This window comes from Streptomyces sp. NBC_01013 (assembly GCF_045162765.1).
Taxonomy (GTDB): domain Bacteria; phylum Actinomycetota; class Actinomycetes; order Streptomycetales; family Streptomycetaceae; genus Streptomyces.
Genome location: NZ_CP108687.1, coordinates 1,331,696 through 1,351,719, shown reverse-complemented (window position 1 = coordinate 1,351,719; position 20,024 = coordinate 1,331,696). Strand labels below are relative to the sequence as shown.

17 protein-coding genes, 1 tRNA gene and 2 pseudogenes are annotated in these 20,024 nt (G+C 70.1%); 8 read left to right on the top strand and 12 right to left on the bottom strand.

Features of this window, described 5'->3' with window-relative positions:
* Positions 1-25: 25 nt before the first annotated feature.
* A tRNA-Arg gene (locus OG538_RS05820) sits at positions 26-98 on the bottom strand.
* A gap of 232 nt (positions 99-330) precedes the next feature.
* On the opposite strand from OG538_RS05820, the pseudogene OG538_RS05815 reads away from it, so the two are divergent.
* A pseudogene (locus tag OG538_RS05815) lies at positions 331-2,618 on the top strand (glycosyl hydrolase family 18 protein).
* Between the two features lie 54 nt (positions 2,619-2,672).
* Here the strand turns inward: OG538_RS05815 and OG538_RS05810 are convergent.
* From OG538_RS05810 to OG538_RS05790, 5 genes and pseudogenes are all read right to left on the bottom strand, one after another.
* A complete protein-coding gene (locus tag OG538_RS05810; RefSeq protein WP_406090819.1) occupies positions 2,673-3,320 on the bottom strand; it encodes a hypothetical protein in 648 nt (215 codons plus the stop codon).
* A 242-nt stretch (positions 3,321-3,562) separates the two neighbouring features.
* Positions 3,563-5,467, bottom strand: a pseudogene (locus OG538_RS05805) (DNA/RNA helicase domain-containing protein).
* Between the two features lie 213 nt (positions 5,468-5,680).
* The gene (locus tag OG538_RS05800; RefSeq protein WP_406090817.1) at positions 5,681-6,061 is read right to left on the bottom strand and encodes a DNA/RNA helicase domain-containing protein; all 381 of its coding nucleotides are present in this window, start codon (positions 6,059-6,061) and stop codon (positions 5,681-5,683) included.
* 262 nt (positions 6,062-6,323) lie between these two features.
* Positions 6,324-7,943, bottom strand: coding sequence for a malate synthase A (gene aceB / locus OG538_RS05795; RefSeq protein ID WP_406090816.1), 1,620 nt, complete (start codon positions 7,941-7,943; stop codon positions 6,324-6,326).
* A 234-nt stretch (positions 7,944-8,177) separates the two neighbouring features.
* On the bottom strand, positions 8,178-8,816 hold the full coding sequence (locus tag OG538_RS05790) for an NTP transferase domain-containing protein (protein ID WP_406090814.1): 639 nt from the start codon (positions 8,814-8,816) through the stop codon (positions 8,178-8,180).
* A 206-nt stretch (positions 8,817-9,022) separates the two neighbouring features.
* Here OG538_RS05790 and OG538_RS05785 point away from each other — a divergent pair, with 206 nt between their 5' ends.
* On the top strand, positions 9,023-9,337 hold the full coding sequence (locus tag OG538_RS05785) for a DUF5955 family protein (RefSeq protein WP_359081997.1): 315 nt from the start codon (positions 9,023-9,025) through the stop codon (positions 9,335-9,337).
* Positions 9,338-9,391: 54 nt separating this feature from the next.
* Here OG538_RS05785 and OG538_RS05780 read toward each other — a convergent pair whose 3' ends face one another.
* Entirely contained in the window at positions 9,392-10,030 is a 639-nt protein-coding gene (locus tag OG538_RS05780; protein WP_406090811.1) for a response regulator, read from the bottom strand.
* Positions 10,027-11,235, bottom strand: coding sequence for a sensor histidine kinase (locus OG538_RS05775; protein ID WP_406090809.1), 1,209 nt, complete (start codon positions 11,233-11,235; stop codon positions 10,027-10,029). Before OG538_RS05775 ends, OG538_RS05780 begins: the two co-directional genes overlap by 4 nt.
* 110 nt (positions 11,236-11,345) lie before the next feature.
* Between OG538_RS05775 and OG538_RS05770 the strand changes: the two genes are divergently transcribed.
* Positions 11,346-12,437 (top strand): ABC transporter permease, encoded by a 1,092-nt coding sequence (locus OG538_RS05770; RefSeq protein WP_406090807.1) that lies wholly within the window; start codon positions 11,346-11,348, stop codon positions 12,435-12,437.
* A 34-nt stretch (positions 12,438-12,471) separates the two neighbouring features.
* On the top strand, positions 12,472-13,152 hold the full coding sequence (locus tag OG538_RS05765; protein WP_406090805.1) for an ABC transporter ATP-binding protein: 681 nt from the start codon (positions 12,472-12,474) through the stop codon (positions 13,150-13,152).
* Positions 13,153-13,221: 69 nt separating this feature from the next.
* Here OG538_RS05765 and OG538_RS05760 read toward each other — a convergent pair whose 3' ends face one another.
* Positions 13,222-14,022 carry an IclR family transcriptional regulator gene (locus tag OG538_RS05760; protein ID WP_406090803.1) on the bottom strand — a complete coding sequence of 267 codons (801 nt, stop codon included), beginning with the start codon at positions 14,020-14,022 and terminating at the stop codon, positions 13,222-13,224.
* Positions 14,023-14,348: 326 nt separating this feature from the next.
* Between OG538_RS05760 and allB the strand changes: the two genes are divergently transcribed.
* The 3 genes from allB (at position 14,349) to OG538_RS05745 (ending at position 17,271) form a co-directional block, all read left to right on the top strand.
* The gene (allB, locus tag OG538_RS05755; RefSeq protein ID WP_406099998.1) at positions 14,349-15,692 is read left to right on the top strand and encodes an allantoinase AllB; all 1,344 of its coding nucleotides are present in this window, start codon (positions 14,349-14,351) and stop codon (positions 15,690-15,692) included.
* Between the two features lie 2 nt (positions 15,693-15,694).
* Complete coding sequence (gene alc, locus OG538_RS05750) at positions 15,695-16,810, top strand: allantoicase (protein ID WP_406090801.1); 1,116 nt, start codon at positions 15,695-15,697, stop codon at positions 16,808-16,810.
* A 131-nt stretch (positions 16,811-16,941) separates the two neighbouring features.
* Positions 16,942-17,271 carry a putative quinol monooxygenase gene (locus OG538_RS05745; protein ID WP_406090799.1) on the top strand — a complete coding sequence of 110 codons (330 nt, stop codon included), beginning with the start codon at positions 16,942-16,944 and terminating at the stop codon, positions 17,269-17,271.
* Between the two features lie 33 nt (positions 17,272-17,304).
* On the opposite strand, the gene OG538_RS05740 is transcribed toward OG538_RS05745, so the two are convergent.
* Genes OG538_RS05740 through OG538_RS05730 form a run of 3 tightly spaced genes read right to left on the bottom strand, consistent with a single transcriptional unit; the run spans position 17,305 to position 19,199 of the window.
* Positions 17,305-18,135: an aldo/keto reductase gene (locus OG538_RS05740; protein ID WP_406090797.1), complete on the bottom strand. Its 831-nt coding sequence runs from the start codon at positions 18,133-18,135 to the stop codon at positions 17,305-17,307.
* 36 nt (positions 18,136-18,171) lie between these two features.
* Positions 18,172-18,408 (bottom strand): hypothetical protein, encoded by a 237-nt coding sequence (locus OG538_RS05735; protein WP_406090795.1) that lies wholly within the window; start codon positions 18,406-18,408, stop codon positions 18,172-18,174.
* A 44-nt stretch (positions 18,409-18,452) separates the two neighbouring features.
* Positions 18,453-19,199: an SDR family NAD(P)-dependent oxidoreductase gene (locus OG538_RS05730; protein ID WP_406090793.1), complete on the bottom strand. Its 747-nt coding sequence runs from the start codon at positions 19,197-19,199 to the stop codon at positions 18,453-18,455.
* A 185-nt stretch (positions 19,200-19,384) separates the two neighbouring features.
* On the opposite strand from OG538_RS05730, the gene OG538_RS05725 reads away from it, so the two are divergent.
* On the top strand, positions 19,385-20,008 hold the full coding sequence (locus tag OG538_RS05725; RefSeq protein ID WP_406090791.1) for a dihydrofolate reductase family protein: 624 nt from the start codon (positions 19,385-19,387) through the stop codon (positions 20,006-20,008).
* The last annotated feature ends 16 nt before the right edge of the window (positions 20,009-20,024 follow it).

Here is a 20,024-nt window from a genome sequence, read left to right as displayed (position 1 = left end):
TCGACTTTCCTTCACGAAAAGGCGGCAAGACCGGTCGGATTCGAACCGACGTCCTCCAGCTCGATGCTAGGGCGCGACGACCTCTGCGCTACAGCCTTGCCGTTCATGATCCTAGCGGCCGCGCCGCCGAATTCGCACACCCGTACCCGAGTTGGCCGTCGGCGCTGAGGGGGCCGGTCCGGGAGGAGGTCCGCCCGCGGGTGCATGGCAAGTGGTCTGTACCTCTTGACGACTTGGTCCAGACCAATTACCTTCCCCTGTGCTCCATGGAACGACATGCATCCGCTCCCCCGAGGACCGCCTCACCGGTCCCAGCCGCTAGGGAGAACCATGTTCGAGCACATGCCCTTCAGACGGAGAACGACGACTGCGCTGCTTGCCGCCATCGCCCTCCTCCTCGCCCTGCTGTCCCTCCAGACCGGCCCCGCTCACGCGGCGGGCAAGCTGACGGCGACCTTCACCTCGGCCGACAACGGCCCCTGGTGGAAGGGGACCTACATCCTGCGCAACGACACCGACACTCCCGTCACCGGCTGGAGCCTCGAGTTCGACCTGCCCGCCGGGGTCGCGATCAGCTCCTCGTACAACGGCACCGTCACCACGCAGGGCAGCCACATCACCGCAGTCAACGCCCACTACAACGGCACGGTCGCCGCGCACGGCACCACCGAGCCGTACAGCTTCTGGTTCGTCGCCACCGGTCCGATCACCGCCCCGGCCGGCTGCCGGATCAACGGAGACAAGTGCGACGGGTCCGCGGACGCACCGCCCGGCGCGCCCGGTGGCCTGAAGCGGACCGATGTCACCGCCCGGACCGCCTCGTTGTCCTGGACCGCCGCCGTGGCCGGGGACTTCCCCGTGGCCTCGTACGACATCCTGGCCGGCGGCAAGGTGGTCGGCTCGGCCACCGCCGCGACCTCCGCCACCGTCACCGGCCTCAGCCCCGCCACCGCCTACGCGTTCACCGTCCGGGCCAAAGACACCCGCGGGAACACCTCCGCCGAGAGCGCCCCGCTGACCGTCACCACCGTCGACCCGGCCACCGACACCTTCCCGCCGACGGCCCCGGCCGCCCTGCACGCCACCGCGAGGGACTCCTCGTCCGTCACGCTGGCCTGGACCGCTGCGACGGACAACCAGCGGGTGGCCGCGTACGACATCTACCGCGGCTCCACCCCGGCCACCACGGTCTCCGGCACCACGACCACCGCCACCATCGGCGGCCTGTCGCCCTCGACCTCGTACACCTTCACCGTCAAGGCGCGCGACGCGGCCGACAACGTGTCGCCCGCGAGCAACACCCTCACGGTGAAGACCGACGACATCGTCGGCGCGGGCAACTACGCGAAGGTGGGCTACTTCGTCCAGTGGGGGATCTACGGCCGTCAGTACTTCGTGAAGAACCTCCACACATCCGGCGCCGCGGGGAAACTCGACATCGTCAACTACGCGTTCGCCAACATCGACCCCAACAACCTCACCTGCTTGAACGGCGTCACCAAGGGCACCACCGCCGACCCCCAGGACCCCGAGCAGGGCACCGGCGCCGGTGACGCGGACGCCGACTACGCCCGCGCGTTCAGCGCTGCCCAGTCCGTGGACGGGACCGCGGACGACGGCTGGGGCAAACTGCGCGGCAACTTCAACCAGTTGAAGAAACTGAAGAAGCTGCGCCCGGACCTCAGGATCGTGGTCTCCCTGGGCGGCTGGACCTACTCGAAGTACTTCTCCGACGTCGCCGCCACCGACGCGGCGCGCAAGAAGTTCGTCTCCTCCTGCATCGACATGTACATCAAGGGCAACCTCCCCGAGTACAACGGCGCGGGCGGCCCCGGCACCGCGGCCGGCATCTTCGACGGCTTCGACATCGACTGGGAGTGGCCCGGCACCGGCACTGGGCACCCGGCAACCACTACGCGCCGAACGACAAGAACAACCTCACCCTGCTGCTCGCCGAGTTCCGCAGGCAGCTGGACGCCGTAGGTGGCGGCCACCGCCTCCTCACCGCCTTCACCCCTGCCGACCCGCAGAAGATCGGCGAGGGCTGGGACCTGGCCAAGGTCTTCGACTCCCTCGACGTGGCCAACGTCCAGGGCTACGACTTCCACGGCTCGGGCAGCGACAACTCCTGGGAGCCGAACCGCACCGGCCACCAGGCCAGCCTCTACAACGACGCGGAGGACCCGTACGCCTTCCACTTCAGCGCGGATGCCGCCATCAAGGCGTACACCGACGCGGGCGTCGAACCGCGCAAGCTGACCCTCGGCATCCCGTTCTACGGCCGCGGCTGGCAGAACGTCACCGACGGGGGAGCGGCCGGCGAATGGCAGCCGGCGGGTGGCGCCGCCCCCGGCCAGTTCGCGGAGGAGGCCGGCACCCGGGGCTACTCCAACCTCGTCGGCGCGTACCCGGCGATGACGGTGCACCACGACGAGCAGTCGGTATCGACATACGGATATACCGGCAATCAGTGGTGGTCGTTCGACGACACCTGGTCCATCGGCAGGAAGGCGGCCTATGTGAAGGACAAGGGCCTGCTGGGCGTCATGGTCTGGGAGATGTCGGGGGACACCCCGCAGGGCACGCTGATGGGCGCGCTCGACTCCGGGCTGCGTTAGAGGCTCTCCGGCCCGCGGAGGTCCGGCGGACTCCGCGGGCCGGACGGCGCGGTCTCACAGGATGATGCGGTCCCGCACCCATCGCAGGCATTCCTCGTCCCCGGCGGGCAGCTCCTCGCCCGCCGGCCAGGGAAGCACCGTCAGGACCAGATGCGTCAGATAGCCGTAGGGGCCGCCGTCCTCGCGCGGGGCGAGCACCACACCGTGTTCGCCCATCCGCCAGATCCGGCAGCGCAGGTATGGCCCCATGCCGAGCCGGCCGTCGGAGCGCAGCGTGCGCACGGGCGGACCGAGCTCGGCGGCGACGACGTCCGCCGCCCGGTCGAGCACGGCCTCGCACTCCGCCTCGTCCGGTTGCTGGAGAAGGACCCAGCCCGGCAGCGCGGCCCACTCCCCGATGAGCTCGACGAGCGAGTCATGACCGTACTCATCAGGATCCGGCGGATCGACGGGATACGCCTCGCCGAAGGTCAGGATCAGCGTGCACTCGGGGTCGCCCAGCGGATCGCCCTCGTACCACAGGACGTGATGGTGCCCGGTGAGGACGGCGTCGGAGACGAGATAGGTGTACTCCCAGCCGAGCACCTTCTCGCTGTACTCGTCGAACTCCTCCTCGGGGACGGCCGGCATCGCGGGCATGGCCAGCAACTCCCGCACGGCGGCGGCGGAGAGGGGTGAGTGGGCGAGTGAATGGACGGGCATGCGGCGCGGCGCTCCCTCGGTCGATGCATGACGGAGTCGGGCTCCGAAGGCCGACGCCGGGATGATTTCACGACGGGCGACGCACCACGGGCCCGCTCGGGTGCCCCGTACATGGCTCCGACCCGGCGCCGTGGGTTACCGGGGGCGCCGCACTTGAAGCCTACGTCCACGTTGATCCACTGCCAGATCTGCGAGCGTGAGATATAGCAGTCCCACTCATAGCGCCGGGGCGAGTTGCTGGCTCAGCGCACCATGCCCGTGTGGTGAGCGGACGCGGCGTGATCAGCATCGGCTCGGACCAACTGGTGCAACTTCGCGCGCGTTGCGGAGTCGGTTGAATACAGCACCGTCCCCACCATGCCGCGTGTGAGGAGAACTTTGTACGTGTTTCGGATGAGGCGGTCCACGTCTGCGTCAGACGTGGATTTCTTGAAGACGGGATCCTTGGACGCAGTGCGGTCGGTGACCCAGCCGTCCTCGCGCCAGACAAGGTCGGGGCCCAGGATCACGCCGCTCCAGTCGTACTCAAATCCCTGAGCTGTGTAGACGCACCCCACCTGCCCAAAGCCTGCCGGATCGGTTGCCCAGAGTGCAGCCGGAGGCGCCCCCGCGACCGCTCGCTCGCCGAAGACGTTCCAGGGCCGTTCCCAGCCCCCGATGACGACATCCGCAGGGAGCGCCTGGCCGGGCGGGACCTTCTTGGACCACTTCCAGCAGTAACCCGCCGATATACGCGCCCCGAAACCTTGCGCGCGGCGGCCTTCGAGAAACTCCTCCATCTCCTGTGGGCTGTCGGCGACGACAAGTTTCATCTTGTCGTCCGGATCCCACTGCACGGGGCCTCCTGGTTCCAAGCCCAGCAGGCGGACCGTCCAACGCAGGTAGGCGTCGCTACCTCCGCACCTGAACTGGCTGTCCAGAGGGATCACTTGGCAGTTCAGCCCCCGGGCGGCAGCTGCCGCTCTGATCTCGGCGACCGTGCCCATCTCTCCTGGCCGCACAACCTGATGCTCATCGAGCAGGAAGACCGGCACCCGTGCCGTGTCGATGAGTTCCTCGATCTGTGCCTTGCCCGTACGGCTTGACGCCGACGTGTAGCGATTTGCCGAGGTTTGCCTGATGCGGTGCGCTTCGTCACAGATCAGGACGTCGATGCTGTTGCGCTCGGCTGTCATGAAGCTGTTGAAATACTTGAAAAGGTCCTGGACTTCGCGCTTCCGGGCGCCGGCCACCTTACGCATCGTCGTGGTGAACGAGTTCGACCCAGTGGCGTGCAGAGCTGTGGTTCCCTGGCGGTACAGCTCGCCGAGCAATGAGAGCGCGATGACACTCTTTCCGGTACCTGGACCGCCGGTGACGATCACGACTTCCTTGTGGTCGGATTGCCTTGATCGCCGCACGGCATTGAGCACCGTGCGGTAGGCGACCTGCTGCTCGTCCAGCAATACGAACTGTTCCCGCTCGCGAACCTCTTGAGCAGCCACAGCCATCAGCTGTCGGGACGGACCAATTCTTCCGGCCAGGAACTCGTCGGCGGCGGATGCTCCGGAACCCGTCCCCAACCTCGTGCGCAGATAGTTGATGAACTCGCCGCGTCGCGCGCCGATGAAGAGTTGCCCGAAGGAGTCCTGCTCGGCCTCGAACAGCCCACGGACGCCGAACTCGTTCGCATTGTGCAGATATGCGGCTCCGGAGACCCGGTGAGGGTGCTCGGCGAGTGCGCCGTTGAAGGAGACCAGATACTGACAGTAGGCGCGCACCTGGTCGACAGGATTGAGCACCGGGCGAGCGTACGCGTCGATGCGGCACAGCGATGGATCCTCGTCATCCGGCTCGGCGCTGCTCCACTGCTTGAGCTCGACAACGACGTACGACGGCTCTCCGGTCTGGGGGTGCACGCCGGCCACCACTGCGTCAGCACGCTTGCTGTTGAGTGGCAATCCATACTCCAACAGGATTTCCACCTGGTCGAGACCGGCTTCGTTCAGCGCGTTGGCCAGCGCAGGGATGCTGCGCTCCCATTACCGCGCCTCGGAGGGGCTGGGCCGGTAACCGTGCACGTGGACGAACTGCTCAGCCAGTCGGAGGAAGAGAGAGCCGGACAGACACTCAGCGGCGACCGCGGCGGCGGACTCGCGGAACAGCAACGGATGCTCCCAGGCAGCACGAAGGAACTCGTGCGGGTGGGGGCATGTCCTTCGAGACCCCGCCGGAGCGGAGCGGAAGCCCGTCGGGCCGCAATGACAATTAGTCGAACTCTATCGTGAGCTGCTGCGCAACAGCTTGTTCGACCTCTGTGACCAGTGGCGGGAGCTTCTTCTTGGGTTTAGCCAAAGGCGAGTCGGCGACTGTGCCCGAGATCAGAGTGCGCAAACGTTGCGGGTGCCCTCGTCCTCGGAGTAGATGACGATCCCGCTCCGGGCGCGCGTCAGCAGGACGTGGTAGGCGTGCCGAATCAGGCGGTCGACCTGCGCGTCGCTAACTGTCTTCTGCTTCAGCCTGCCGTCATGGGTCCCGGTCCGGTCCACGGTGAAGCGCCCGTTCTGCCAGACCAGGTCAGGACCGATGATGACTCCGGTCCAGTCGAACTCGAAGTTCTGCGCCGTATAGATACAGCCGATCTGCCCGAAACCTCTCGGATCGGTTGCCCATTGACTCGACTCCGGGACGCTGTCGAGCTGGACGCCGTCTTTGGCGTTCCAAGGCCTGTGCCACTCACCGATCTGGACCTCGACCAGCAACCGGACCAGCTCTGTCTGCCCGACGTCGACCAGCGGGCCGTAAAGGGGCTGAAGTTCGGTGAGGCGCTTCCCGCTCGTCTCGCGCAGGCGACTCTGGCAACGAGATTTGCCGACCTCGAGGGTGCGCGGGCTGTTCTGGAAGAGCCGGTCAGGTTCGTCATCCTGACGCCCTCCTGACGCCCTCCACACCTCGGGTGCGTTGGCCTACGACTCCGCCCCCGGCGCCGTGCGGCACCGGGGGCGGTCGCGTACGCGCGACGCGTCAGCGCAGCTGCTCGTACGCCGGAAGCGTCAGGAAGTCCGCGTAGTCCTGGTCCAAGGAGACCTGGAGCAGCAGGTCGTGGGCCTGCTGCCACTTGCCGGCGGTGAAGGCCTCGTCGCCGATCTCGGTGCGGATCGCGGTCAGTTCCTCGGCCGCGACCTTGCGGGCCAGATCCGCTGTGGCGTGCTCGCCGTTCTCGAAGACCACGTCCGCGTTGATCCACTGCCAGATCTGCGAGCGCGAGATCTCGGCGGTGGCCGCGTCCTCCATCAGGTTGAAGATGGCGACCGCGCCCATGCCGCGCAGCCACGCCTCGATGTAGCGGATGCCGACCGCGACGGCGTTGCGCAGACCGTCGTACGTGGGCTTGGCGTGCAGGGTGTCGATGGCGATGAGGTCTCCGGCGGCCACCGAGACGTCCTCGCGCAGCCGCTCCTTCTGGTTCGGCTTCTCGCCGAGGACGGCGTCGAAGGAGGCCATGGCGATCGGGACCAGGTCGGGGTGGGCGACCCAGGAGCCGTCGAAGCCGTCCTTCGCCTCGCGGTCCTTGTCGGCCTTGACCTTCTCGAAGGCGACCTTGTTGACCTCGGCGTCCCGGCGCGACGGGATGAAGGCCGCCATGCCGCCGATGGCGTGGGCGCCGCGCTTGTGGCAGGTGCGGACGAGGAGTTCGGTGTACGCCCGCATGAACGGGGCGGTCATCGTCACCGCGTTGCGGTCCGGGAGGACGAACTTCGAGCCGCCGTCACGGAAGTTCTTGACGATGGAGAACAGGTAGTCCCAGCGGCCCGCGTTCAGCCCGGAGGCGTGGTCGCGGAGCTCGTAGAGGATCTCCTCCATCTCGTAGGCGGCGGTGATCGTCTCGATCAGGACCGTGGCGCGCACGGTGCCCTGCGGGATGCCCGCATGGTCCTGGGCGAAGACGAAGATGTCGTTCCAGAGGCGGGCCTCCAGGTGGGACTCCGTCTTCGGCAGGTAGAAGTACGGGCCCTTGCCGAGGTCGATGAGGCGCTGCGCGTTGTGGAAGAAGTAGAGGCCGAAGTCGACCAGCGCGCCGGGCACCGGGGTTCCGTCGAGCTGGAGGTGGCGCTCGTCCAGGTGCCAGCCGCGGGGGCGGGTGACGACGGTCGCGAGCTCGTCGGCCGGCTTCAGGGCGTACGACTTGCCGGACTTCGGGTCGGTGAAGTCGATGGCGCGGTCGTACGCGTCCATCAGGTTGAGCTGGCCGAGGACGACGTTCTCCCACGTGGGGGCGGACGCGTCCTCGAAGTCGGCGAGCCAGACCTTCGCGCCCGAGTTGAGGGCGTTGATGGTCATCTTGCGGTCGGTCGGACCGGTGATCTCGACCCGGCGGTCGTTCAGCGCGGCCGGGGCCGGTGCGACCTTCCAGGAGTCGTCCGCGCGGATCGCGGCGGTCTCCGGCAGGAAGTCCAGCGTGGAGGTGCGGGCGATCTCGGAACGGCGCTCCCCGCGTCGGGAGAGCAGTTCGTTCCGGCGGGGCGTGAACCGGCGGTGCAGCTCGGCCACGAACGCGAGGGCCGCGGGGGTGAGGACCTCGTCCTGCCGGGGCAGGGGCTCGGCATCGACGATGGCCAGCGAGGACGGCGCTGGTGCGGACATGAGCTGTCACTCCTTCAGCGGGCGGTGCGGGCGACGTCTCACGGCCGCCGGGTCGCCTGAAATGGCACGGCGTGCCATGGCTCCGGGATACGGCCGTGGTCGCCGTCTGAGGTGCAGAGGGCTTCTGACCAGTGGATAGTAGTTTCCTCATGGTGGAAGTTCAATGGTTTGTTGATGTCGAGATTCTCCGGGTCGACACAAGCGGGCGGTTGTTGTCGCAGCGTGCCAGTGCGTTTACTCCAGGTGGGAGAGGTCCTCCGCCGTGTCGATGTCGTAGGCCTGAGCCACATCCGAACACTCGACGAGCGTGATCGCATCGCGATGCGCCCGCAGGTACGCCCGGGCCCCCCGATCACCCACCGCGCCCGCCGCGATGTCCGTCCACAGATCGGCCCCGAAGAGCACCGGATGGCCGCGCTCTCCGTCGTACGAGGCAGCCGCCAGGCTCGTGCGCGAGCGGTACGCCGCCCGTACCCGGGCCACGGCTTCGGCGCCGATGCCGGGCTGGTCGACCAGGAGTACGACAACCGCGTCCACTTCCGCGCCCCCGCCGGCGAGGGCGGTGAGCCCCGACCGCAGTGAGGAGCCCATGCCCTCGGTCCACTCCGGGTTGACGCTCACCATGCAGCCGGCCAGCTCGGCGCGCGCCCGCACCTCGTCGGCGGCGGCGCCGAGCACCACCTGGACCGGATCGCAGCCGCCCTCCCGGAGCGTGCCCACCGCATGGTCGGCCAGCAGGCGGCCACGGTGTTCCAGCAGGGCCTTCGGGCGCCCGCCGAGCCTGCGCCCGCCACCCGCCGCGAGCAGCAATCCGGCAATGACGGGGCTGGCGGGCGGGGGAGGGGAGGTGAGGGGCTGCGGTGTGCTTGTCATCCCGCCTGGATACACCGGACGGGCCGTTCGCGCACGGACCGGGCCGGTCCGCCGGGCCGCGTCCATGTGCGGGACACTCCGAGTTCCGTCCGCGGAGTGGCGCCCGACACCTGTCATGGCGTTAACTTGCCCGCATCCCCGGACACTTGACCACGGTGCGGGGCTTGGTCGAAACACCGGCACAAAGATGTGCGAGGGGGAGTGCTTTGTTGAAGAGCGTGGGGCAGGCGCGGGTGACCAGCAGTGGCGAGGACCCGAGAGTGACGGAGCTGCGTACGGCCGTCTCCCGCCTCCGCCGGGAGCTGGCCGGACATCCCGCGGAGTTCCCGGACCGAGCGATCGCCGAGGACGAGCTGGCGGCGCTGGACGCGATGGCGGCCGGGGGCGCGCCCGAGATTCCCCGGCTCCGCCGGTCGCTGCTGCTGATCGCGGGGGCGGTCGGCTCGGTCAGCGCACTGGCATCGGCACTCAGGGACGTGCGGATCGCGGTCGATCTGTTCGGCGAGCCGCCGCGGCGGTGAAGCCTGTGGGGCGGTGAAGCCGACGGGGTGGGGCGGGGGCCCGCCCCATCGGCTTCACCGCCGGATGAGCCTGCGGGCCGTCGCCGCCGCCACGGCCGCGGTGCGCGAGTCCACGCCCAGTTTGGCGTAGACGTGCACCAGGTGGGACTTCACCGTCGCCTGGCTGAGGAAGAGCTTCTTGCTGATCTGAAGGTTCGAAAGACCCTCACCGACCAGTTGCAGGACCTCCAGCTCGCGCTTGGTGAGCGCCTGGGCCGGCATCCGCATGCGGTCCATCAGCCGGTGTGCGACGGCCGGCGCCAGGGCGGAGCGGCCGGCCGCCGCCGTACGGACCGCGCCGGCCAGTTCCTCCGGCGGGGCGTCCTTGAGCAGATAGCCCGCCGCGCCCGCCTCCACCGCGGCGAGGATGTCGGCGTCGCTGTCGTACGTGGTCAGGATCAGGACCCGGGGCGCGTCCGGCTGCGCGGTGATCGCGGCGGTCGCCTCCGAGCCGTGCAGGCCCGCACCGAACTGCAGGTCCATCAGGACGACGTCGAACTCACCGGTCGCGGCCAGGGCAACCGCCCGCTCGGCGGTGTCGGCCTCGGCGACGACGCGGAAGTCCGGCTCGGTGTCCAGGACGGCCCGCAGGCCCGCCCGTACCACCGGGTGGTCGTCGGCGAGCAGGAGTCTGATCTGCGTGGTCTCGGTCATGCGGCGTCCCGTCCGGTCCGGCCGTCGGAGAGCGGCAGCGGCAGGGTCAGGGCGACGGCCGTGCCCTGGCCCGGCGCCGATTCGACGCTCAGGGTGCCGCCCAGCGAACGGGCCCGGGACCGCATGGCCGGCAGGCCGAAGCCGCCCGTCCCGGTGCCCAAGCTCGCGGCGGAGTCGTCCGTGAAGCCGTGGCCGTCGTCGACCACGTCCAGCGCCACCGAGGTGTCCATGAAGCTCAGCGTGATCTCCGCCCGCCGCGCGTCCGCGTGCTGCACCGTGTTGGCCAGCGCCGACTGAGCGGTGCGCAGCAACGCCACCTCGTACGGAGTGGGCAGCTCCACCGGGGTGCCGCTCACGGCGAACTGCACGGTCAGCCCGGGCGTGGTGATGCGGGCCGAGAGCCGTTCCAGAGCTGCCGCGAGTGAGCCGTTCTCCAGATCGGGCGGGGTCAGGGCGCGTACGAAGCGACGGGCCTCGGCGAGATTGTCCTGGGCGGCCTCGCGGGCCTGGCGGACATGGGCGACGGCGGGGGCGTCCGTGGGAAGGGTGCGTTCGGCGGCGCGCAGCAGCAGCTGGATGCTGGAGAGGCCCTGCGCAAGGGTGTCGTGGATCTCGCGGGCCAGCCGTTCACGTTCGGCGAGGGTTCCGGCGGTGCGTTCCGCCTCGGCCAGCTCCGCGCGTGTCGAGACGAGCTCCTCGATGAGCTCGCGACGCCGCTCGCTCTCGCGGAACAGCGCGTCGTATCCCAGGACCGTGGCGACCGCGACCGCCGCCCCGAGCAGCGGGCCGATGAACGTCCCGGGGGTGACCGTCTCGCCGTGCAGCAGGAAACCGGTGATCGCGGCAGCAGCCGTCACCACCACGGCGGGCAGGCTCCAGCGGATCGGCAGCAGGTGCAGCTGGAGGAAGTAGAGCGGGAACGCCAGCCACAGCGCGTCCGGCGACAGGACCAGCAGCGCCAGCCAGAGCACCCACAGGACCGCGAGCCAGAGCGCTCCCGCCCGGGTCCGTGGCTGGACGGACGGGGCCAGTGCCCCTGCCGCGTACACCACGGCCAGTACGCCCGCGACGGCGACGACGGCCACGGAGTGCGCGGCCCCGTCGCTCACGGCCTGGACGGCGGCGAGCGCCAGCAGACCCAGCAGCAGGGCGTGCAGGCACAGCCGCAGCGCGGCGGCGACCGGGGGATGAACACGCGTTTCCATGATTCGTCCAGCGTAGACGCGGGGTCTGCGAGGCCGGTCAATCGAAAGGTTGATGTCGGGACCGGCCCGCGGGCGATGTTTGCGCGGCCGGGAAACCCGAGGCTGGAGTCATGTTCGTCGCATGGAGAGATCTTCGGTTCGCCAAGGGCCGGTTCGCGCTCATGGGCACGGTCGTGGTGCTGATCACGCTGCTGGTGGGCCTGTTGTCCGGCCTCATGGCCGGACTGGCCCGGGAGAACACCTCGGCCGTCACGGGGCTGAACGCCGACCACATCGCGTTCGCCGCCCCGCCCGACGGCCAGTCGGTGTCCTTCACCGGTTCGACCGTCCGGGAGACCGCCTGGCAGAGCTGGGAGAAGGAGCCGGGGGTCGAGGCCGCACAGCCCCTCGGTATCCGCACGCTGAACGCCGCGGCGGTGACGGGGGAGCGGACGGCGGCCGTCTCGGCGTTCGGTGTCGAGGCGGGGAGCGGCCTGTCGCCATCGGGCACCAAGGTCGGCCCGGGCAAGGTCGTGCTCTCCGAGCAGGCCGCCGAGGACCTGGCGGCCCGCGCCGGAGACCGGCTGCGGCTCGGCGGCGACGAGGTCACCGTCGCGGCGGTCGCAGGCAGCGCCTCGTACAGCCACACGCCGGTCGTGTGGACCGTGCTCGCCGACTGGCAGCGGTTCGGGGCCGAGGGTGACGGCGGTACGGAGCACGCCACCGTCATCGCGCTGACCACCGCCGACGGCGCCGATCTGGCTGCCGGCGACCGGGCGGCGGGCACCAGCACGCTCACACTCGACGGTTCCCTCTCGGCTATCGGCTCCTACCAGGCCGAGAACGGCTCCCTCCAGCTGATGCGGGGGTTCCTCTTCGCCATCTCCGCCCTGGTGATCGGCGCCTTCTTCACCGTCTGGACGATCCAGCGCAGCGGCGATGTCGCCGTTCTCAAGGCGCTGGGTGCCTCGACGCCGTATCTGCTGCGGGACGCGCTCGGCCAGGCCGTGGTCATGCTCGCGATCGGTACGGGAGTGGGCACCGTGCTCGCCTCCGGCGTCGGCGCACTGGTCAGCGGTGGGGCCGTGCCCTTCGTCCTGGAGGCGTCGACCGTTCTCGTCCCGGCTGCCGTCATGATCGCCCTCGGCGCGGTCGGGGCGGCCCTGTCCATCCGGCGGATCACCGCCGTCGACCCGCTCACCGCACTGGGGAGTGCCCGGTGACCTCCAGCCCCTACGTCACACCCCGGAGTGCCCGATGACCCTCACGCTCACCGATGTCACGCTCACCTACCCGGACGGCGAAGGGCGGCTCACCGCCCTGGACCGTGTCGCGCTCGATGTGCCCGCGGGCACCCTCACCGCCGTCGTCGGCCCCTCGGGCTCCGGCAAGTCGAGCCTGCTCGCCGTGGCAGCCACCCTGGTCACCCCCGACGAGGGCGCCGTCGTCGTCGCCGGTACGGATACGGCCGGGCTCGGCCGCGCGGACAAGGCCGCGCTGCGCCGCGAACGGATCGGCATCGTCTTCCAGCAGCCCAATCTGCTGCCCTCGCTGACCGCAGCCGAACAGCTCCAGGTCATGTCGCACCTGTCGGGCCGTGCGGCGCGGACCGCCCGGGCTCGCGCACTGGAGCTCCTGGACGCGGTCGGTCTCGCCGACAAGGCGGATCGCAGGCCTCACCAGCTCTCGGGCGGGCAGCGTCAGCGGATCAACATCGCGCGGGCCCTGATGAACGACCCGGCGGTCCTGCTCGTCGACGAACCGACCAGCGCCCTGGACCACGAACGGGGCGGGGCGGTGCTCGATCTCCTCGTCTCGCTGACCCGGCAGCGGTCCACGGCGACCGTCATGGTCACCCACGACCGGACCCATCTGGACCGAATGGACCTGACCGTCGTGATGGAGGACGGTCGGCTGACCGCTCCGGCACTGACCTGAACGAGAGGGTGTCCGAACAGGGCTGAGGGGCGGTCCGGAGTTGAGGCTCCCGACCGCCCTCCTCGCGCTTCAGCCGGCCGGCCCGCTGCTGGCCAGCGCCTCGGACAGTTCCTTCGCGGCCTGCTGGAGGATCGGCACGATGCGCTCGGTCGCCGCCTCGGTCACCCGGCCCGCCGGCCCGGAGATCGAGATCGCCGCGGAGGTGGGGGAGTTGGGGACCGGGACCGCCAGGCAGCGGACCCCTATCTCCTGCTCGTTGTCGTCCACCGCGTAACCCACCCTGCGCACCTGCTCCAGAGCGTCCAGGAAGCCGTCAGGTGTGGTGATCGTCTTCTCGGTGGCGGCCGGCATCCCGGTGCGCGCGAGCAGTGCCCGCACCTCGTCGGGCGACGTGTGCGCCAGCAGCGCCTTGCCCACGCCGGTGGAGTGCGGCAGCACCCGGCGCCCGACCTCGGTGAACATGCGCATCGAGTGTTTGGAGGGCACCTGCGCCACGTACACGATCTCGTCGCCGTCGAGGAGCGCCATGTTGGCCGTCTCACCCGTCTCCTCGACCAGCCGGGCCAGATACGGGCGGGCCCAGGTGCCGAGCAGTCGCGCGGCGGACTCGCCGAGCCTGATGAGGCGCGGGCCGAGCGCATAGCGCCGGTTGGGCTGCTGGCGTACGTAACCGCAGACGACCAGGGTGCGCATCAGCCGGTGAATGGTGGGCAGCGGAAGACCGCTGCTCGCGGAGAGCTCGCTCAGGCCGACCTCGCCCCCCGCATCGGCCATCCGCTCCAGCAGATCGAAGGCGCGCTCAAGGGACTGCACACCACCGCTGGAACCGGCGGGCTTGGAGTCGGAAGTGCTGGCGTGGGACGGCGGCACGTCAACGGTCCTTTCGAAGCGGAAGAGCAAGGCAGCAGCCTACCGGGCGCTTCCCGATCGGCCCACTGTCGAAGGGGTACCGTCCTGGCCGGTCAGGGCTCGTTTGTCCCGGTGTCCGGGGCCGGTCCGACGGGGCGTGCGGCGCCGCGCCTGGCTCATTCTACATTCCACACTCCGAAAACAGTCTTTTACTTCGTGGAAACCTCCAGTCGACGCCACGCGTGGTCGGCTGGGCGGTCCGAGCGGAGGATGGGGTCTTGACGGGTCGCGTTCCCGAGTGAAGACTCCTTCAACAGTTCGTTGAATTCATGAAGTGGGGAGCAGGGGTGTCCGGTACGGACGTGAAGCTGGTACTGCGCTCGACGCGCGTCGTCACACCCGGAGGCACACGGCCCGCCGCGGTCCATGTCGCCGGCGGGACGATCGACGCCGTCCTGCCCTACGACGCACGGACGCCGGCGGGTGCCCGGGTCGAGGACTTCGGCGACGACGTCCTGCTGCCCGGACTCGTCGACACGCACGTCCACGTGAACGACCCCGGCCGCACCGAGTGGGAAGGGTTCTACACCGCGACCCGCGCCGCCGCGGCCGGCGGGATCACCACGCTGCTCGACATGCCGCTCAACTCGCTCCCGCCGACCACCACGGTCGAGCACCTGCGGGTCAAGCAGCAGGTGGCGGCACCCAAGGTGCACGTCGACACCGGCTTCTGGGGCGGCGCGATCCCGTCGAACGTCAAGGATCTGCGACCGCTGCACGAGGCCGGGGTGTTCGGCTTCAAGTGCTTCCTCTCGCCCTCCGGCGTCGAGGAGTTCCCCGAACTGGACCAGGAGCAACTGGCCCGCTCGATGGCGGAGATCGCGGGCTTCGGCGGCCTCCTGATCGTGCACGCCGAGGACCCGCACCACCTGGCGACCGCGCCGCAGCGCAGCGGCCCGGCCTACGCCGACTTCCTCGCCTCCCGGCCCCGCGACGCGGAGAACACCGCGATCGAAGGGCTCATCGCCCATGCCGGGCGGCTGAACGCGCGCGTCCACATCCTGCACCTCTCCTCCAGCGACGCACTGCCGCTGATCGCCGCCGCAAAGCGCGAGGGCGTCCGCGTCACCGTCGAGTCCTGCCCGCACTTCCTCACCCTCACGGCCGAGGAAGTCCCCGACGGCGCCACCGAGTTCAAGTGCTGCCCGCCCATCCGCGAGGCCGCCAACCAGGACACGCTGTGGCAGGGGCTCGCCGACGGCACCATCGACTGCATCGTCTCCGACCACTCGCCCTGCACCACCGACCTCAAGACGCCGGACTTCGCCTCCGCCTGGGGCGGCATCTCATCCCTCCAGCTCGGACTGCCCGCGATCTGGACCGAGGCACGCAGGCGCGGCCACTCGCTCGACGACGTGGCCCGATGGATGTCGGCGGCCCCCGCCGAACTGGCCGGGCTTCACCGCAAGGGTGCGATCGAGCCCGGCCGCGACGCCGACTTCGCCGTCCTGGCGCCCGAAGCCACCTTCACCGTCGACCCGGCCGAGCTCTTCCACCGCAACCAGGTGACCGCGTACGCCGGCCGGACCCTGCACGGCGTCGTGCGGTCGACCTGGCTGCGGGGCGTACGGATCGCCACCGAGGGCACCCTCGCCGAACCCACCGGCCGCCTCCAGACAAGGAACACCTGACCATGACGGCGACAGCGCACTTCACCGGCGACGCGAACCCGTACGGCGGCGGCGACCCGTATGCCGACTACCGCACCACCGACCTCCCCTTCACCCACCTCGTCGACCTCGCGGACCGGCGGCTGGGCGCGGGGGTCATCGCGGCCAACGACGAGTTCTTCGCGGAACGCGAGAATCTGCTGAAGCCGGAGCCCGCCCACTTCGACCCGGAGCACTTCGGGCACAAGGGCAAGATCATGGACGGCTGGGAGACCCGCCGACGCCGTGGCGTGAGCGCGGCACAGCCCCACCCGGCGGACGAGGACCACGACTGGGCGTTGGTCCGGCTCGGCGCACCCGGCGTCGTGCGCGGCATCGTCGTCGACACCGCCCACTTCCGCGGCAACTACCCGCAGGCGGTCTCCGTCGAAGCCGTCTCGCTGCCCGGCTCCCCGTCGCCCGAAGACCTCTGCGGGCCCGACGTGAAGTGGACAACGCTCGTCCCCCGTACGGCCGTAGGCGGCCATGCGGCCAACGGCTTCGCCGTCGACGTGGCGCAACGCTTCACCCACCTGCGGGTCAAACAGCACCCCGACGGTGGCATAGCCCGGCTCCGGGTCCACGGCGAAGTGTCCCCGGATCCGGCCTGGCTGACGGCGCTCGGCACCTTCGACCTCGTCGCGCTGGAGAACGGCGGCCGGATCGAGGACGCGTCCGACCGCTTCTACTCCCCGGCGACCAACACCATCCAGCCCGGCCGCTCCCGCAAGATGGACGACGGCTGGGAGACCCGGCGCCGCCGCGACCAGGGCAACGACTGGATCCACTACCACCTCGTCGAAGAGGCGGAGATCCGTGCCGTCGAGATCGACACCGCGTACCTGAAGGGCAACTCGGCCGGCTGGGCGAGCCTCTCGGCCCGGGCTGCGGGCAGCGGCGAATGGGCCGAAGTGCTGCCCAGGACCCGCCTGCAACCCGACACCAACCACCGCTTCGTCCTGCCGGAGGCCGTACGGGCCGGTGAGGTCCGCATCGACATCTTTCCGGACGGCGGAATCTCGCGACTGCGCCTCTTCGGCTCGCTGACCACGCAGGGCGCGGCACGGCTGGCCGCCCGCCACGTGGAACTGGGTGGCTGAGTCCGGGCGGCCTTCTCGGCGGTCGAGTCCGGGCCGCCGGCCGCACCCTGCCGGGGCCTGTCCGTATTCGGGCGATAGCTTAGAGATGCGGGAGCCTGTCCGGGTTCCCGCACATCCCCACAGGAGTCGCCATGATCTTCATCGCCGTCAGGTTCACCGTGCGCACCGCCGAGCGCGACAACTGGCTGCCCGCAGTCGAGGCTTTCACCCTCGCCACCCGGCAGGAGCCCGGCAACGTGTTCTTCGACTGGTCCTACAGCGTCGAGAACCCGGACCAGTTCGTGCTCCTGGAAGCGTTCGCGTCTCCCGAGGCGGGGGCGGCCCACGTGCAGTCGGCCCACTTCGCGGCGGCGATGGACACGATGGCGGACCTGGTGGCGGAGGTGCCCGAGATCATCAACGTCGAGGTGCCGGGCGAGGGCTGGTCCCGCATGGCCGAGGTGCAGCCACGATCCAGCTGAGGCCGAGGCGCGCGGGCCGTCCCGCCGCCCGGCTCAGAACTCCTCGTGCACCTCGGGGTCCCCGCCGAACCGCTCCTGCGGGCCGGCCGAGATGCGGGCCAGCTCGTCCGGTGTCAGCTCGAAGCCGAACAGATCGAGGTTCTCGCGCTGTCGTCCGGGGTCGGCCGACTTCGGGATCGGGACGGCGCCCAACTGGGTGTGCCAGCGCAGCACGGCCTGGCCCGGCGTCACACCGTGCGCCCCTGCGACGGCCACGAGCGCCGGGTCGGCCAGCAGATCGTGGCCGCGCCCCAGCGGGCTCCAGCTCTCCGTGACGATGCCCTTGGCGGCGTGCACGGAGCGCAACTCCTCCTGCGGCAGCCGCGGATGCATCTCGATCTGGTTGACGGCGGGCAGCACCCCCGTCTCGTCCTCCAGCCGCGCCAGATGGTCCGCGGTGAAGTTGGAGGCCCCGATCGAGCGTACGAGCCCGTCCTCGCGCAGCCGGATCAGTGCCCGCCACGTGTCCACGTACAGATCGACGCGGGGCAGCGGCCAGTGGATGAGGTACAGGTCCACATAGGCCAGGCCGAGATTGCGGCGCGACTCCTCGAAGGAGGCGAGGGTCTTCTCGTACCCCTGGTGCCGGCCCGGCACCTTGGTGGTGACGAAGACGTCCTCGCGTGGCACGCCGCTGCGGGCGATGCCGCGCCCCGTACCGGTCTCGTTGCCGTAGTTCAGCGCGGTGTCGACGAGCCGGTAGCCGAGACCCAGCGCGCCGTCGACGGCTTCCTCGGCGGAGGCGTCGTCCATGGGCCAGGTGCCGAGTCCGACCGCGGGGATCGTGTGGCCGTCGACGAGGGTGTGCGCCGGGGTCGCGGGCATGGTGTTCCCTTCTCGGTGGGGGACTGCCCGGCCAGCCTAGGGCCGGCCGGGGGAACCCGCCTCGCGGTGCAGCTGCGCGATCACCTCGTCCACCCGGCCCCGCGCGTAGCCCCGTCGGACCAGGTCGAACGCCACGGACCCGGCCGGCGCGGCGCCCTCGCGGAGCCGGGTGATGTAGGCCTCGACCTGATCGCGGTCGTATCCGCGCCGGGCGATACGGAAGCCGAACCGCTCGTCCGACCGGCGGCCGCCCTCTTCACCCGACACGGACATGAGGGCCTCCTCAGGGCTCGCTCGCTGCCCTCACCCTGCCACGCTCACGCCGCGTGGCCACCGTCCACGACCATTTCCGCACCCGTGATGTACGCCCCCTCGTCACTCGCCAAGTACGCGATCAGGGAGGCCACTTCACCGGTCGTCCCGAACCGGTCCAGCGCGTTGGCGGCACGCTGCCCGGCGGCGAACGGACCGTCGGCCGGGTTCATGTCGGTGTCCACCGCACCGGCCTGGACCAGATTGACCGTGATGCCGCGCGGACCGAGTTCACGGGCGAGCGGCTTGGTCAGTCCGGACAGCGCGGACTTGCTCATGGCGTAGAGCGTGCCGCCGGGACCGCCCGCGTACCGGCTCAGGGCCGTGCCGACGGAGATGATGCGACCCCCCTGCTCCAGGACACCGGCCGCCGCCCGGCAGGCCAGGAAGACCGCCCGGACGTTGACGGCGAGCACCCGGTCGACATCGGCGTCGGTGATGCCGTCGATCGGGCCGAGCACACCGATGCCCGCGTTGTTGACCAGGATGTCGAGCCGGCCGAAGACCTCCGCCGCCCGGTGCACCGCCGCGGGGACGGCCTCCGGGTCGGCCGAGTCCGCGCGCAGGGCGATGGCCCGGCGGCCGCCCGCCTCGATCTTGCGCACGACCTCCTGGGCCGCCTCCTCGTCCTGTACGTAGGTCAGCGCCACATCGGCGCCGTCCCGGGCGAGACGCAGGGCTGTCGCCGCGCCGATGCCGCGGCTGCCGCCGGTGACGAGCGCGGTGCGGTTCGTGCTGATGCCGCTGTTCATGAGGGTTCCTGTCCGTTGCGGGTCGTGCTGACAGGACCAAGCAAAGTGCTTCGAGGGGCCGGATACCGGCGGGAAACGGACGCCCACTCCGGTACGGCGGCGGCCGCTGCCGATGAGTTCGGGGCGCCGGCGGGGTCGGAACAGGTGGAGGCACGACCGGCAGGTGATCCCGAAGGAGCAGGACCATGGCGAAGCTGACGCTCACCACCTTTCTGACGCTCGACGGCGTCATGCAGGCACCCGGCGGACCCGAGGAGGACTTGGCCGGCGGGTTCGAGTACGGCGGCTGGGTCGCGCCGATCATGGACGAGGCCATGGGGCAGTTCATGATCGAGACGTTCGACCGTGCTGCGGCGTTCCTGCTGGGCCGGCGCACGTACGACATCTTCGCCGGGTACTGGCCGGCGGTCACCGACCCGGACGACCCGATCGCCTCCCGTCTCAACGCCCTTCCCAAGTACGTCGCCTCGACCACGCTGGAGAAGGCCGACTGGGAGAACACCACGGTGATCTCCACCGGTGTCGCCGACGAGGTGGCCCGGATCAAGGAAAGCGTGCGCGGCGGTGAACTGCAGATCCACGGCAGCGGCGCACTCGCGCGTTCCCTGATGGCGCACGACCTGATCGACGAGTACAACCTGCTCGTCCATCCGGTCGTGCTGGGCCGCGGAGGACGGCTGTTCCCGGACGGCGGGCTGCCGACGGCCTTCGAGCTGACCGGATCCCGGACGACGCCCAACGGCATCGCGATCCAGACCTACCGTCCCACCGGACGGGCCACCTTCGGCTCGATCCCGGACGGTAGCTGAGCGGCCGACGCGGTCG

Bases quoted from the DNA above. Each gene is read 5' to 3' on its own strand.
- OG538_RS05745 (WP_406090799.1), top strand. From the start codon at position 16,942: ATGATCTTCATCGCCGTCAGGTTCACCGTGCGCACCGCCGAGCGCGAC.
- OG538_RS05735 (WP_406090795.1), bottom strand. From the start codon at position 18,408: ATGTCCGTGTCGGGTGAAGAGGGCGGCCGCCGGTCGGACGAGCGGTTC.
- OG538_RS05725 (WP_406090791.1), top strand. From the start codon at position 19,385: ATGGCGAAGCTGACGCTCACCACCTTTCTGACGCTCGACGGCGTCATG.
- OG538_RS05790 (WP_406090814.1), bottom strand. From the start codon at position 8,816: ATGACAAGCACACCGCAGCCCCTCACCTCCCCTCCCCCGCCCGCCAGC.
- OG538_RS05730 (WP_406090793.1), bottom strand. From the start codon at position 19,199: ATGAACAGCGGCATCAGCACGAACCGCACCGCGCTCGTCACCGGCGGC.
- OG538_RS05770 (WP_406090807.1), top strand. From the start codon at position 11,346: ATGTTCGTCGCATGGAGAGATCTTCGGTTCGCCAAGGGCCGGTTCGCG.
- OG538_RS05780 (WP_406090811.1), bottom strand. From the start codon at position 10,030: ATGACCGAGACCACGCAGATCAGACTCCTGCTCGCCGACGACCACCCG.
- OG538_RS05765 (WP_406090805.1), top strand. From the start codon at position 12,472: ATGACCCTCACGCTCACCGATGTCACGCTCACCTACCCGGACGGCGAA.
- OG538_RS05775 (WP_406090809.1), bottom strand. From the start codon at position 11,235: ATGGAAACGCGTGTTCATCCCCCGGTCGCCGCCGCGCTGCGGCTGTGC.
- aceB (WP_406090816.1), bottom strand. From the start codon at position 7,943: ATGTCCGCACCAGCGCCGTCCTCGCTGGCCATCGTCGATGCCGAGCCC.
- OG538_RS05740 (WP_406090797.1), bottom strand. From the start codon at position 18,135: ATGCCCGCGACCCCGGCGCACACCCTCGTCGACGGCCACACGATCCCC.
- OG538_RS05810 (WP_406090819.1), bottom strand. From the start codon at position 3,320: ATGCCCGTCCATTCACTCGCCCACTCACCCCTCTCCGCCGCCGCCGTG.
- alc (WP_406090801.1), top strand. From the start codon at position 15,695: ATGACGGCGACAGCGCACTTCACCGGCGACGCGAACCCGTACGGCGGC.